Below are 13,026 nucleotides of genomic sequence, written 5' to 3' on the forward strand. Positions count from 1 at the left end.
CCGCGCGCTTATCGGAGTGTCGTCCATGGCCCTTGCCAACACTGGTAGTGAGGCAGAACCCGTCGAACAGTCGAGCCATCCGGAAATCGAACAGCATAGCACCAAGGTGCTGATGCTGGGCGCGCTGGGCGTTGTCTACGGCGATATCGGCACCAGCCCGATCTATGCCTTTCGCGAGGCGCTGGTGGCGTCGTCTCACGGCAGCGTTGCGCAACGCGGAGATATTCTTGGTGTCCTGTCGCTGATTATCTGGTCGCTGACGATCATCGTCACCATCAAATACATCATGTTCGTGCTGCGGGCCGACAACCGCGGCGAAGGCGGCGTACTGTCGCTGATGGCGCTGGCGCGCGGCAGTTTCCCCAAGCGCTCGGCGGTGATCCTGGGCATCGGCATTGTCGGCGCCTCGCTGTTTTTCGGCGATGCGGTCATCACGCCGGCGATTTCCGTGCTGTCGGCGGTCGAAGGCATGAATGTCGTCACCCCCACCTTCCAGCCCTATGTCGTGCCGCTGACACTTGTGATTCTCGCCGTGGTGTTCGCGGTGCAACGTTTCGGCACGGGCGGGGTGGGATTGGTCTTCGGACCGGTGACCGCCGTATGGTTTCTGGCGATCGGTCTTTCGGGCCTCAAGCACATCATCGCCGATCCGGAAATCCTGTGGGCGATCAGCCCGCACTACATCGTCGCCTTCCTGATCCATTCGCCCGACGTTGCCTTCGTCACCATCGGCGCCATCTTCCTGGCTGTCACCGGCGCCGAGGCGCTTTATGCTGATCTCGGCCATTTCGGACGCAAGCCCATCGTGCTTGCCTGGCTGTCGATCGTGTTTCCCTGCCTGCTGCTGAACTATGCCGGGCAGGGCGCCTTCGTGCTGGCCAAGAATGGCGTCGTCGGTCATCCGTTCTTCGAGATGAACGAGGGCTGGGCACTGATTCCGATGGTGGTGCTGGCGACCGCCGCGACGGTCATCGCCAGTCAGGCTGTGATTTCGGGGGCCTTCTCGCTGACCAGGCAGGCAGTGCAGCTCAACATGCTGCCGCGCCTCGAAATCCTGCACACCTCGGAAAAACAGTCCGGCCAGATCTACATGCCGCGTGTCAACCTTCTGCTGGCATTGGTGGTGATGATGCTGGTGGTCGGCTTCGGCGAGTCCAGCAAGCTCGCCTCCGCCTATGGCATCTCGGTGACCGGCAACATGCTGGTGACGACGGTGCTGCTCTATGTCGTCATGACCCGCATCTGGAAATGGCGGCTCTGGGTTGCGATCAGCTTGTCGGTGCTGTTTGCCTTCATCGATATCGGTTTCTTCGCCTCCAACATCGTCAAGGTGTTCGAAGGCGGCTGGGCGTCACTGCTGGTGGCCTTCACAATCGTGCTGGGTATGTGGACCTGGGTGCGCGGCAGCCGCTATCTGTTCGACAAGACCCGCCGCAACGAGATCCCGCTCGATTTCCTCGCCGGCAATCTGTTGAAGAAGAAGCCGCAACTGGTATCCGGCACCGCGGTGTTCCTGACCAGCGATCCCTTGAGTGCACCGACAGCGCTGATGCACAGCCTCAAGCACTACAAGGTGCTGCATGAGCAGAACGTCATCCTTTCGGTGGTGACGGCACCGCAGCCGGTGGTGCCTGACAGCGACCGGGTCAAGATGGAGACGGTCAACGAGCTCTTCATGCGCGTGACGCTGACCTTCGGCTACATGGAGCAGCCCAACATTCCGCGCGCGCTGGCGATCTGCCGCAAGCAGGGCTGGAAGTTCGACATCATGACGACGTCGTTCTTCCTGTCGCGGCGCTCGCTCAAGGCTTCGCCCAATTCCGGCATGCCGGTGTGGCAGGACCGACTGTTCATCGGCCTGGCACGCACGGCGGCCGACGCGACCGAATATTTCCAGATCCCGACCGGGCGTGTGGTGGAGATCGGCACGCAGGTGGCGATCTGAAAAGCTCGATCGCCTTACCTTGAAGCGGTGCGGAGGCGGGCATGAGCGGCGAATTGGTGCTTGTCACCGGCGGATCTGGCTTCCTCGGCGCGCACTGTGTCCTTGCCCTGCTGAACGCGGGCTACCGCGTGCGCACCACGGTGCGCTCCGCCAAGCGTGAAGCCGATGTTCTGGCCATGCTCAAGGCCGGTGGCATCGCGCCGGGCGACCGGCTGTCCTTTGCCATGGCCGACCTCATGAGCGACGCCGGCTGGCCGCAAGCGGTCGCCGGCTGTGACTATGTGCTGCACGTCGCCTCGCCATTTCCGCGCGGCATGCCGAAGCACGAGGATGATCTGATCATCCCGGCTCGCGAGGGGGCGCTGCGGGTGCTGCGGGCGGCGCGCGACGCTGGCGTCAAACGCGTCGTGCTGACCTCGTCCTTCGCGGCTATCGGCTACGGGAAGATGCCGCCAGAAGGCCGGCCGTTCACGGAGGAGAGCTGGACCGATCCGACGGCCAACGTCAGCGCCTATGTGAAGTCGAAGACGCTTGCCGAGCGCGCGGCCTGGGATTTCATTGCCACCGAGGGCGGCAGGCTGGAATTGGCGGTCGTCAACCCGGTGGGTATTTTCGGGCCTGTGCTCGGCTCCGACCATTCGACCTCCACCGAATTCGTCCAGCGCATGATGAACGGCGCCATGCCGGGGCTGCCGCGTCTGTCCTTCGGCGTGGTCGACGCACGCGACGTGGCGGACCTGCATGTGCGCGCCATGACCAATCCGGCTGCCAAAGGCGAGCGCTTCCTGGCGGTATCGGGTGATTTCATGACCGTGCGGGAAATCGCGCAGACCTTGAAGACGCGGCTCGGCGACGCGGCGGCGCGCGTCACGACGCGTGAGCTTCCCGATTGGCTGGTGCGGATCGTGGGGCTGTTCAATCCCGAAGCCGCGCAGCTGGTGACGGAGCTTGGCAAGGTCAAGAATGCCACCAACGCCAAGGCGGTGCGTGTGCTCGGCTGGGCGCCGCGCTCGCGCGAAGACGCGCTGGCCGCCACCGGCGAGAGCCTGGTCCGGCTCGGACTGCTCAAGAAGTAGCGCGGCGGCAGGGAGACCTCCCGCCGCTCCAGCTTTCCTGGGATTGCTCTGGTTTCAACCAGCCAGTGCGGCCTTATTGGCTTCGAGGAACTGCTTCAGCGTCCGCGGCTTCCTGCCGGAAAGCGTTTCGACCGCGTCCGTCACCATGTCGATGCGGCCGGACCGCGTGTTGGCATCGAACGAAACGATGACGCGAGCAAACTCCTCGGGAACGCCGGCCGCCTTCACGCCTTCGGTCAGGGCCTCGTCGGGCAGCTGGATGACGTCCAACGGCTTGCCGGTGACTTCGCTCACCAGGGCGGCGATTTCGGCTGTCGTATAGGCCCGCGGGCCTGTTAGCGTATAGGTCTTGCTGTCGGTCGAACCGGAGGCGAGACCCGCGGCGATGGCCGCGGCCATGTCGTCGCGTGAGCCATGGGCGATGCGGCCGTCGCCCGCCGACGTGTACCACTGTCCCGAGGCAATGGCGTGCGGCAGGGCCATGAACAGGTTCTCCTGGTACCAGCCGTTGCGGAAGATCGTATAGGCGATGCCGCTGGCCTTGATCGCCTGCTCAGTGCCGTAGTGGTCGCCGGCAAACAGCACTGGCGAAACCGGCTCCGGATTGGGCATCGAGGTGTAGAGCAGATGTGAAACGCCTGCTTTCTTCGCAGCGGCTACCGCCGCCTCATGCTGCTTCAGACGCCTGCCGGTTTTGAGATCGAGATCGCTGGTCGAAATGATCAGCACCCTGTCGGCGCCCTTGAATGCGTTTTCCAGCGAGGTCGCGTCGTTGAAGTCGGCGGCTCTGACAACGACGCCACGCGCTGCCAGATCGGCGACGCTTTCCGGGTTGCGGGTGGTGGCGATGATCTTTGCCGGCGGAACTTTGTGCGTGTCCAGGAGATAGCGGATGACGCTGCGGCCAAGCTGGCCGGCAGCACCGGTGACGAGAAGTGTTTCGGTCATTGGGAGGTCCTGTCGTTGCGCCAAGCGGCGAGTGCGTACATCGGTCTCAAAATGAGACCAGCACTAAAATAGGAATTGACCCGATGCCGTAAAGAAGGCAGTTTTTCGGGAGGTAGGCACACGCAGGGAACCAGCCATGGACAGCCGGATCGTCAATCTGAGATCCAAACTCGACGTCTACAAAGCCATGACCGGCGGTGGAAACCTTGCCGATTGTCCGGTCCGCGAGGTCATCCAGGGGCTCAACGGCAAATGGAGCTCGCTGCTGATGGCGGCGCTGGCTGAGAAGCCCTATCGCTTCGGTGAATTGCGGCGGCTGGTGCCCGACATCTCGCAGCGCATGCTGACCCAGACGCTCCACGATCTGCAGCGCGACGGCTATGTGCATCGCGAAGTGTTCCCGACCAAGCCGCCCAGCGTCGAATACAGGCTCACCGACCTCGGACGCTCGATGTTCGGCGCCTTGCATCATTTGATCCAGTGGGCCGAGCTCAACCACGATGCGGTGCGCGAGGCGCGTGCCGGTTTCGACGCGACGCAGGCTTGAGCAGCGCGACGGCGTTCGACGGCGCGACTTGATTTCACCAGGCGGCTGAAGGATTGTCCCGGCCAGTTCGGCTTGGGGGGATCGGTATTTCCTACGACATCGCAATTACAGGCGCCGGTCCGGCGGGGCTGGCCGCGGCGCTCTATCTCAAGCGGGCAGGGCACAGGGTCACCATCTTCGAGCGCTTCGAGGAGCCGAAGCCGGTCGGCTCGGGGCTGATCCTGCAGCCGACCGGCCTGACCGTTCTGGCCAATCTCGGCTTGCTCGACGACATACTGGCGCTCGGCGCCCGCATCGACCGGCTGCATGGCGCCGATGCCTCGACCGGGCGCACCGTGCTTGACGTCCGCTACGACGCCCAGCGCGGCCGCCGGTTCGGCCTGGCGGTGCACCGGGCGGCGCTGTTCGGCGTGCTTTTTCGCGCCGCCCGGCGCGAGGCCATCGCCATCGAGACCGGCGTCGAGATCGAGACGGTGGAAGCCGGCGAACGGGCGACCCTGATCCGGGGCAATGGGGCAAAGGCAGGGCCGTTCGATCTGGTGGTCGACGCCAGCGGTTCGCGCTCGAAACTGCGGCAGAGCGTGGCCAATGCAGGCGCGCCACGGTCACTCACCTATGGCGCGTTCTGGGCGTCGCTTGGCTGGCGCGGCGAAGGCTTTGACGAACACGCGCTGTCGCAGCGCTACGACAAGGCCAGCGTGATGATCGGGGTGCTGCCGATCGGCCGGCCGGAGCCGGGCGCAGAGAAGATGGCGGCCTTCTTCTGGAGCCTGAAGCCTGATGATGCCGACGCGGTGCGCGCTGTCGGCATCGACGCCTGGAAGGAGAGGGTCATGCGGCTGTGGCCACAAAGCGAAGCGTTCACCAGCCAGATCGACAGTTTCGACCAGCTGTCGCTGGCCCGCTACGGCCATCACACGATGAAGATGCCGGTCGGCCGGCGGTTGGCCGTCATCGGCGATGCCGCGCACTCGACCAGTCCGCAGCTTGGGCAAGGGGCCAATATGGCGCTGCTCGACGCCGCGGCGCTCAGCCATGCGCTGGCGCGCACGCAGAGTGTCGAGGCGGCACTCGAAGCCTATGCCAAGGCGCGGCGCTGGCACGTGCGTGTCTTCCAGGCGCTGTCGCTGGCATTCACGCCATTCTACCAATCGGATTCGGTGGCACTGCCCTTCATCCGCGACAGGCTGGTGGCGACCGTCGCGAAAATTCCGCCGGCGCCGCAGTTTCTGGCCTCGATGGTCGCCGGCACGGTGATCGACCCGTTCAGGCGGGCAGGATTGACGGAAACGCGATGGGATGTCGGACGAAATCTAGGTCATGATAGGACCGCTTCATAGAGTTTTTCGCCCCGGCAGGTTCGCATGCACACCATGTTCAGAACACGAGAATCGCAACATCTGATGCGCGTTGTTGCATCTGTCCTGGTGATGCTGGCGGCGGCGTTTCTCTCACCGCAGGCGCAAGCCCAGACGCCGGACCAAGCCAGCCAGCAGGGGGCGGCTGGCACTGAAGAGGCGCTGAAGGCCCGCATTGACGCGGCCTACAAACTGATGATGGACACAGGACGCTTCGATGAAGGCTATGCGCAATTGCGGGCCACGCTGCTCGATGCCGCCAGAAGCGACCTCTACGACTTCACCGTGGAGAGCTACTCGAATGCCGGCGCGACGTTCCTCAACAACCAGATTCTCGACTATGCCGAAGAGATTTTTGCCGAAGGGCTGAAAACCAGGGCGATGCAGCAGGATGTCGCCAAGCGCGCCGACTTTTATCTCAACTACGCGATGTTGAAGCAGGCCGAGAAGGACTATCAGGGCTTCGTTTCCATGTGCGCGACAGCCACCAATCTATACGCCCATTACCACGGCAAGGAATCCCAGGAACTCCTGTTTGCCAACGATGTGTTGGCGACCGGGGTCGCCGCATTCGGTCAAATCGCGTCGGCCATCAATATCGAGCAGCGCAATCTGAAGTTGGCTGCGCAGGTAGCCGGTACCGATGATCGTTTCATCTGGAAGCTGCAGAACAATCTGGCCGACATGCTGCGCCAGATGGGGGCTCCAACACGCGCCTTGCAATACGATCTGGCCGTGCTGGAGAAGCGGATCGGCTACTACGGCTCAGATCACTTCAACCTTTTGGTCACCGCCAACAACACGGCGCAGGACTATCTGGACCTTGGCAAATACGACGAGGCCTTGCGCTATTTCCAGCAGGATCGGGACATTGCCGTCGTTCTCAAGCAGGAAGGCAATCTGGTCGAACAGGCGGATGCCTGGCTGCTCTATACCAGGGCACTCTCTGGTGCGCAGCCGCTCGATCAGCCGACAATGGCAAGGCTGCAACAACTGACCACCGACCCGAACTATCCCGAAATACTGGCAATCAAGATCGCCAACCTGCTCGCCGCGCATTTCATCGCAGTAGGCGACACGGAAAACGGCATGAGCCAGCTTGAGCGAGCCCAAAGCATCGCCGAAGCGACGTACGGGGTGGTGCATCCGCTTACCTTTGCCGCGCGGCAGGCCATGGCCAATCTCAGGGCGAAGACGAGCCCGGAGAAGGCGGCTGCCGATTTCGCGACTCTCGACGAGGACATGCTGCGTTGGAATTGGTTCCAGGTAAGCACTGCCGGCAACCCAATCGTGGCCGAGGCCAGCCGCGCCCTGGCCGACGACATGCTGTACGACTATGCGCGCCTCGCTAAAGGCAATGCATCGGTGGTGCCGGCCTTTGCCGAAGCCGTGCGCCGCTGGCCGACGCTTGAAAATGAGAAACGCGATCTGTTGCGCAGACTGTCCCGCTTGATCGATCCGAACGATACGGAGACACGGTATTTGATCCAGACCGGGATTCGGCTGTCCTTGGCTTATCAGGAGTCGTCCTCCAGCGGTGACAGTTCCGACGATCCAGGGGCGGTGCAGCCGGGACAGGTTCAGGCGGCATACGAAAAGGCCACGGCCAGCGTCATGGCCAAATACAATTTCAGCCAGAGCGTGGTGGACAAGCCGCTGCCGTCGGCCGGCGCCCTGCTGAAGCCAAACGAGGCGCTGATCGACTACTTCATTGCCCGCAAGTGGCGGGCGGATCGGGAGAGTGCCGATCCGCTGGAAGACGAGCGCCTCTATGCGATCGTCACCCGCAAGGATCGGCAGCCGTCTCTCTATGATCTCGGCGATCCACGCCGGCTCATCCCGGCCGCTCGCGAAACACGCATGGCGAACCTGAGGTCGACGCGTTCCGCGCAGGAACGGGGCGCGGTGACCTTGGTCGATCTGAGCGCCACATTCACCGGGCTTTATGCCGGTCTGATCGCGCCGTTAGAGCCGTCGCTTGGTGGAGCCGATACGCTTTTCGTGGTGCCGGACGGAAAACTGTTTTCGGTGCCATTCCCCTTGCTGCAGGACGGCAAGGGCGCGTCGCTCGATGACCGTTTCGTCGTGCGCATGCTGACGCGGCCGGAATCGCTGTTGAATGCCGGCGTCGATCAGAGTTTTCCCAAGACGGGCAGAGCCTTGCTGGCCGGCGGGTTGGACTATGCGCGAGGTTCGGAAAAAGGGGCGGAGCCGCTGCCCGGCACCCGCAAGGAGGTCGACGCGATCGCCTCGATCCTGAGCGGTGATCACTATTCGGTCGAAATGCTCACCGGGACGGCGGCCAGCGAGCGGATGCTGCGCAAGGATATGGAGCGGGCGACGATTGCGCATCTGGCCACCCATGGCGCCTACCGTGATGAGAAAGAGGGCGGCGTGGGCGCCGTGAATGCGCTTTGGCAGAGCCAGGTCGTGCTGTCGCAGTCGGGAGACCGGCAGTCGATGAAACGTGATGACGATGACGGTCGGCTCTATGGCATGGAATTGATGAGCTGGGATTTGTCGGGCCTCGACCTGCTTGTCCTGTCCGCCTGTGAGACGGCTCGCGGCCAGGAGACATTCGTCGGCGGTTTGCGCGGCCTGCCGACGGCAATCGGCATTGCCGGCGCAAAACGCTCGCTGTTGACGCTGTGGCCTGTGGACGACGCCGGAACCGCTGCCTTCATGGTTGGGTTCTACGGTCATCTTGCCGCCGGACAAACCTATCCGGAAGCGCTGCGCCAGACCCGCCGCGATGCCCGCGACCGCAAAATATCAGGCGCCCAGGATCCGCGGGTCTGGGCCGCCTTTGTCATGTTCGAGAACTGAGGCCGCTCGAAGCGCATACTTGCTCACGATCCGTGCGTTCAAGCCGATCGTGCCAACGCAAATGGTCCGGCTTGATCGTTTCGGCGGATGAGGCTCGACAGAAAGGATCCCTTTGCTTGCAGAAAAGCATGCAGACGCTGCGGATAATCCGGCGCTACGGCGTGCTTGATCGACGGACGATCATTCAACGCCTTCCGCCAGGCCTGGACGTGCGGCTTGCCGTCCAGGATGCCGAAATCGCCGATCCGGTCGAAAGCGTCGAGATATCTGAAGACAGGCCCGTACACCGCATCGACCAGCGAAAAGCGGTGGCCGGCGAACCATGGCGCGCTCCGCAAGGCATCGTCCGCCAGTTCGGCCTCAAGGCGGTCAAACATTCCCGACAGCGTGCGGGACTCGGCAAGGAAACCGGCCTCGGTCGGTGCTGAATAGAGCCGGCCGATGGCGTTGAGCACGGCCGAGCCGTATTCGATCCAGGCACGGTGCCGGGCACGGGCGTAGGGGTCGGCCGGGTGGAGGGGATTGGCCTGTGTCTCCTCGAGGAATTCGAGGATGACCGCGGATTCGAAGATTGTCGTTTCGTCGCCATTTCGCTGGACGCGCAACAGCGGCACCTTGCCGAGTGGCGAGATCGCCTTGAACCAGTCCGGCTTGTCGGCGAGGTCGATGTCGACGCGCTCGAACGGCACGCCCTTCTCGGTCAACGAGATCGCCGCACGCTGGACATAGGGGCAGAGAGGGTGGCTGACGAGAATGAGCTTGTCGGTCATTTCACTCTCCCCAGACATAGTTCAACGCGCCGTTTTCGACGCGTGTCGACAGGAACATCAGACGGGAATTCTTCGGTGCCGGACCGTCGATGCGTTCGCCCGACAACATGTCGAATGCGGCGCCGTGCCATTGACAGACCAGCCTGCCATCCTTGCAGTTCAACGGCCCGCCGAAATGCAGACAGGCATTGGCGGCGGCGCGGATGCGTTCGCCGCTGCGCCAGACATGGACCTCGCGGCCGAAGAATGGGGCGATCAGGCTGCCTGTCTCGGGGACGTCGGCGATCTTGCAGATCTCGTGTTTCATGGGTTTGCCTTTCGATGTTGATGCAATTGCATTTATATAGATGCAGATGCATTTATCGTCAAGCTTGATGCATTTGCATCTATCGTCTAGGGTGGGCCATGACCGAGAAAGCCACGCCTTCGCCGGAAGCCATCACCGCCTGGGCCCGCCTGATGCGCGTTTCGCGCCAGCTGGTGGAGAATGCCGAGGACGCGTTGAAGGAGAGCGGCTTGCCGCCGCTCGCTTGGTACGACGTGCTGCACGAGCTCGCCGAGGCGGGCGAGGGCGGCCTGAGGCCTTTTCAATTGATCGAGCGCACTTTGTTTGCGCAGTACAACATCTCGCGGCTGCTGGCCCGGCTAGAGGCCGACGGTCTGGTCGAGAAGCTGCCGGTGGCCGATGATGGTCGCGGCCAGACCATCCGCATCACTGCCAAGGGGCGCGAGACGCGCCGGCGGATGTGGGCCGTCTATGGACGATCAATCGCCGACCTGGTTGGCGGCAAACTTTCAGCGGATGAGCTGAAGATGATGTCGGCGCTGCTTGGCCGGCTGCGTGATCCGGCTGTCCTCGACTGATCTTGGCTGCTGTGGCGCGACGCTTCAATGACAGCGCTGGCGCTCGCGGCCGTCGATCTTTTTCCGCGCCGCCCCCTTGCGCGCCGGGCCGGATTGCGCAATATGCCGAACCGTAACGTACGGTACGGCTTGCCGGGATAATCGGTTTGCCTGTCCGCGAGGGAAGAGCGTGTTGCACATCGTGCCTGACATCGACACCAGCGAGACGCTGACGGAGCGGCAGAAGGCCGTTCTGGATGCGGCGTTGCGGCTGTTGGTCGAGGAGGGCGATCAGCTGACCATGACCGCCGTGGCCAGGCGGGCCAGCTGCTCCAAGGAAACACTCTACAAATGGTTCGGCGACCGCGACGGGCTGTTGACGGCAACCGTGCAGTGGCAGGCCTCCAAGGTGCGTGTGGCGCCCGTCGACGCCAAGGGGCTCGACCTTGCCTCGCTGACGGCAAGCCTTGAGCGTTTCGCTTCCGACTGGCTGAAGGTGATTTCCAGCGATACTTCGATCGCGCTCAACCGGGTGGCGGTCGGGCATGCCGGCTCGGGTAAGGACGACCTCGGCGCCGTCGTGCTGGAGAATGGCCGCTTCGCGCTGGCCCGGCGGCTGAAGCCGGTGCTGGAGGCCGGGCGCCAGGCCGGGCTTCTGGATTTCGCGGATGCCGAGACGGCGTTCCGCACCTTTTTCGGGCTGGTCGCCCGCGACGTGCAGATCCGTCTGCTGCTCGGCGACCGGCTGGAATTGACTGAGGCGACGATCGGCGGCGATACCGTACGGGCGACGCAGCAGTTTCTCGCTCTTTTCGGAGCAAAAACCGGGCCGCAGGGCCTCTGATCTTAGAAACGGGAAGGAAGTAAAAAATGCGCGTCTATTACGATCGTGATGCCGATCTCAACCTGATCAAGGGCAAGAAGGTCGCCATCATCGGCTATGGCAGCCAGGGCAGGGCGCATGCGCTCAACCTCAAGGATTCCGGCGCCAAGGAAATCGCCATCGGCCTCAAGGCCGGCTCGGCGACCGCCAAGAAGGTCGAGGCCGACGGGCTCAAGGTGATGAGCGTGGCGGACGCCGCCAAATGGGCCGACCTGATGATGATGGCGACGCCCGACGAGCTGCAGGCCGACATCTACAAGAACGAGATCGCGCCGAACATCCGCGACGGTGCGGCGATCGCCTTCGCGCACGGCCTCAACGTGCATTTCGGCCTGATCGAGCCGAAGTCGACCGTCGACGTCGTCATGATCGCGCCGAAGGGCCCGGGCCACACGGTGCGCGGCGAATACCAGAAGGGCGGCGGCGTGCCGTGCCTGGTCGCCGTCAACCAGGATGCCTCAGGCAATGCGCTCGACTTGGCGCTGTCCTACGCCTGCGGCGTCGGCGGCGGCCGTTCGGGCATCATCGAGACCAATTTCCGCGAGGAATGCGAGACCGATCTGTTCGGCGAGCAGGTCGTGCTGTGCGGCGGCCTGGTCGAACTGATCCGTGCCGGCTTCGAGACGCTGGTGGAAGCCGGCTACGCACCGGAAATGGCCTATTTCGAGTGCCTGCACGAGGTCAAGCTGATCGTCGACCTGATCTATGAGGGCGGCATCGCCAACATGAACTACTCGATCTCGAACACCGCCGAGTGGGGCGAGTATGTCTCGGGCCCGCGCATCATCACCGCCGAGACCAAGGCCGAGATGAAGCGCGTGCTGAAGGACATCCAGACCGGCAAGTTTACTTCGGAATGGATGCAGGAATACCGCGCCGGCCTGTCGCGCTTCAAGGGCATCCGCCGCATGAACGACAGCCACCAGATCGAGGAAGTCGGCGCCAAGCTGCGCGCGATGATGCCGTGGATTTCGAAGAACAAGCTGGTCGACAAGGCCAAGAACTGATCGAAATCTGTTCTTCTTGATCAAAAAAACGGCGCCCCCAGGGCGCCGTTTTCATTTCCGCGTGGCGCGCTTACAGATCAGCTATAGGGCGACCAGCATTGCTGGCGCGGGCCGCCATAGGGCTGGAACGTGTTGTCCCAGGCACGATACGACCGGTAGCGGTTGTAGCACCACCGGACATGGGCATTCGAAAGCCGCCCGGCGCGGTAGTAGCGGCGCGGTGCCGGCGCATAGTAATCGTAGTTGTTGTAGTTGTTGTACATGCTGCCGAGGCCGAGCCCCAGGCCAAGGCCAAGGATCGCGGCACCCGCACCGTCATCATAGTAGCGGCGATGGTGATGGCGGCGCCAACGCCAGTCATCGCCGCCGTTCCAGTTTCCACGGTTCCAGTTTCCGCCATCCCAGTTGTTGCGGTTCCATTGCCGGCCACCGTTCCAGTGGCCTGACCGGCGCCATCTCCAGTCGTTGTTGAAAACCGGGCTATTGTTATTGCCACCAGCCCAGCTGTCGCGCACCGGCGTGACCGCCGGTGCTGTCGTGCTTGTGGGAAGCGCCAGATCCGGTTGCATGATCGGTCCGGCGGCCGATGGCGCCGTGATGCCGGAGACAATGCCGAGCGCAATCAGCCCGGATTTGATGGTGGATGAAAAGAGCGAGTTCATAACACTCTCCAAGAGCTAAAGGCCCCACGCCTACCCTGGAATGGGTCCACTGTGGATCTTTGCGTCTGAACGGCGGATGAACGGAAAGGTTCCGTCAACCATGGCGCGAATGCCGTCAGGTCCAAACGATCTTGGCTTGTGGTCTGCGATCTTGTGTTCCG

At 63.1% G+C, this 13,026-nt stretch carries 12 protein-coding genes; 8 read left to right on the plus strand and 4 right to left on the minus strand.

Going from position 1 to position 13,026, the window contains the following annotated elements; genetic code table 11:
- Positions 1-25 precede the first annotated feature (25 nt).
- Positions 26-1,945: a potassium transporter Kup gene (locus JG747_RS17745; RefSeq protein WP_202359708.1), complete on the plus strand. Its 1,920-nt coding sequence runs from the start codon at positions 26-28 to the stop codon at positions 1,943-1,945.
- Positions 1,946-1,986: 41 nt separating this feature from the next.
- A complete protein-coding gene (locus JG747_RS17750) occupies positions 1,987-3,021 on the plus strand; it encodes an SDR family oxidoreductase (RefSeq protein WP_202359709.1) in 1,035 nt (344 codons plus the stop codon).
- Between the two features lie 54 nt (positions 3,022-3,075).
- On the opposite strand, the gene JG747_RS17755 is transcribed toward JG747_RS17750, so the two are convergent.
- Complete coding sequence (locus tag JG747_RS17755) at positions 3,076-3,969, minus strand: SDR family oxidoreductase (protein WP_202359710.1); 894 nt, start codon at positions 3,967-3,969, stop codon at positions 3,076-3,078.
- Between the two features lie 136 nt (positions 3,970-4,105).
- On the opposite strand from JG747_RS17755, the gene JG747_RS17760 reads away from it, so the two are divergent.
- The 3 genes from JG747_RS17760 (at position 4,106) to JG747_RS17770 (ending at position 8,700) form a co-directional block, all read left to right on the plus strand.
- Positions 4,106-4,516, plus strand: a complete 411-nt coding sequence (locus JG747_RS17760) for a winged helix-turn-helix transcriptional regulator (RefSeq protein ID WP_019858978.1) — start codon at positions 4,106-4,108, stop codon at positions 4,514-4,516.
- 53 nt (positions 4,517-4,569) lie between these two features.
- Positions 4,570-5,856, plus strand: a complete 1,287-nt coding sequence (locus tag JG747_RS17765) for an FAD-dependent oxidoreductase (protein ID WP_202359711.1) — start codon at positions 4,570-4,572, stop codon at positions 5,854-5,856.
- Between the two features lie 63 nt (positions 5,857-5,919).
- Positions 5,920-8,700: a CHAT domain-containing protein gene (locus JG747_RS17770; protein WP_202359712.1), complete on the plus strand. Its 2,781-nt coding sequence runs from the start codon at positions 5,920-5,922 to the stop codon at positions 8,698-8,700.
- Between the two features lie 38 nt (positions 8,701-8,738).
- Here the strand turns inward: JG747_RS17770 and JG747_RS17775 are convergent, their stop codons facing one another.
- Both JG747_RS17775 and JG747_RS17780 read right to left on the minus strand, forming a co-directional pair.
- A complete protein-coding gene (locus tag JG747_RS17775) occupies positions 8,739-9,470 on the minus strand; it encodes a glutathione S-transferase family protein (protein ID WP_202359713.1) in 732 nt (243 codons plus the stop codon).
- 1 nt (position 9,471) lies between these two features.
- Positions 9,472-9,777, minus strand: a complete 306-nt coding sequence (locus JG747_RS17780; protein ID WP_038647607.1) for a Rieske (2Fe-2S) protein — start codon at positions 9,775-9,777, stop codon at positions 9,472-9,474.
- 98 nt (positions 9,778-9,875) lie between these two features.
- On the opposite strand from JG747_RS17780, the gene JG747_RS17785 reads away from it, so the two are divergent.
- The 3 genes from JG747_RS17785 (at position 9,876) to ilvC (ending at position 12,203) form a co-directional block, all read left to right on the plus strand.
- Positions 9,876-10,334 (plus strand): MarR family winged helix-turn-helix transcriptional regulator, encoded by a 459-nt coding sequence (locus tag JG747_RS17785; protein WP_019858973.1) that lies wholly within the window; start codon positions 9,876-9,878, stop codon positions 10,332-10,334.
- A gap of 169 nt (positions 10,335-10,503) precedes the next feature.
- Positions 10,504-11,157 carry a TetR/AcrR family transcriptional regulator gene (locus JG747_RS17790; RefSeq protein WP_202359714.1) on the plus strand — a complete coding sequence of 218 codons (654 nt, stop codon included), beginning with the start codon at positions 10,504-10,506 and terminating at the stop codon, positions 11,155-11,157.
- A 26-nt stretch (positions 11,158-11,183) separates the two neighbouring features.
- Entirely contained in the window at positions 11,184-12,203 is a 1,020-nt protein-coding gene (gene ilvC / locus JG747_RS17795; protein ID WP_010910140.1) for a ketol-acid reductoisomerase, read from the plus strand.
- A 77-nt stretch (positions 12,204-12,280) separates the two neighbouring features.
- Here the strand turns inward: ilvC and JG747_RS17800 are convergent, their stop codons facing one another.
- Positions 12,281-12,865, minus strand: a complete 585-nt coding sequence (locus JG747_RS17800; protein WP_019858971.1) for a BA14K family protein — start codon at positions 12,863-12,865, stop codon at positions 12,281-12,283.
- Positions 12,866-13,026 lie beyond the last annotated feature (161 nt).

The sequence above is a fragment of the Mesorhizobium sp. 131-3-5 genome (genome assembly GCF_016756575.1).
Taxonomy (GTDB): Bacteria; Pseudomonadota; Alphaproteobacteria; order Rhizobiales; family Rhizobiaceae; genus Mesorhizobium; species Mesorhizobium jarvisii.

Coding starts and splice junctions, on each gene's coding strand:
- JG747_RS17770 (WP_202359712.1), top strand. CDS start 5,920: ATGCGCGTTGTTGCATCTGTCCTGGTGATGCTGGCGGCGGCGTTTCTC.
- JG747_RS17760 (WP_019858978.1), top strand. CDS start 4,106: ATGGACAGCCGGATCGTCAATCTGAGATCCAAACTCGACGTCTACAAA.
- JG747_RS17780 (WP_038647607.1), bottom strand. CDS start 9,777: ATGAAACACGAGATCTGCAAGATCGCCGACGTCCCCGAGACAGGCAGC.
- JG747_RS17785 (WP_019858973.1), top strand. CDS start 9,876: ATGACCGAGAAAGCCACGCCTTCGCCGGAAGCCATCACCGCCTGGGCC.
- JG747_RS17775 (WP_202359713.1), bottom strand. CDS start 9,470: ATGACCGACAAGCTCATTCTCGTCAGCCACCCTCTCTGCCCCTATGTC.
- ilvC (WP_010910140.1), top strand. CDS start 11,184: ATGCGCGTCTATTACGATCGTGATGCCGATCTCAACCTGATCAAGGGC.
- JG747_RS17800 (WP_019858971.1), bottom strand. CDS start 12,865: ATGAACTCGCTCTTTTCATCCACCATCAAATCCGGGCTGATTGCGCTC.
- JG747_RS17745 (WP_202359708.1), top strand. CDS start 26: ATGGCCCTTGCCAACACTGGTAGTGAGGCAGAACCCGTCGAACAGTCG.
- JG747_RS17755 (WP_202359710.1), bottom strand. CDS start 3,969: ATGACCGAAACACTTCTCGTCACCGGTGCTGCCGGCCAGCTTGGCCGC.
- JG747_RS17750 (WP_202359709.1), top strand. CDS start 1,987: ATGAGCGGCGAATTGGTGCTTGTCACCGGCGGATCTGGCTTCCTCGGC.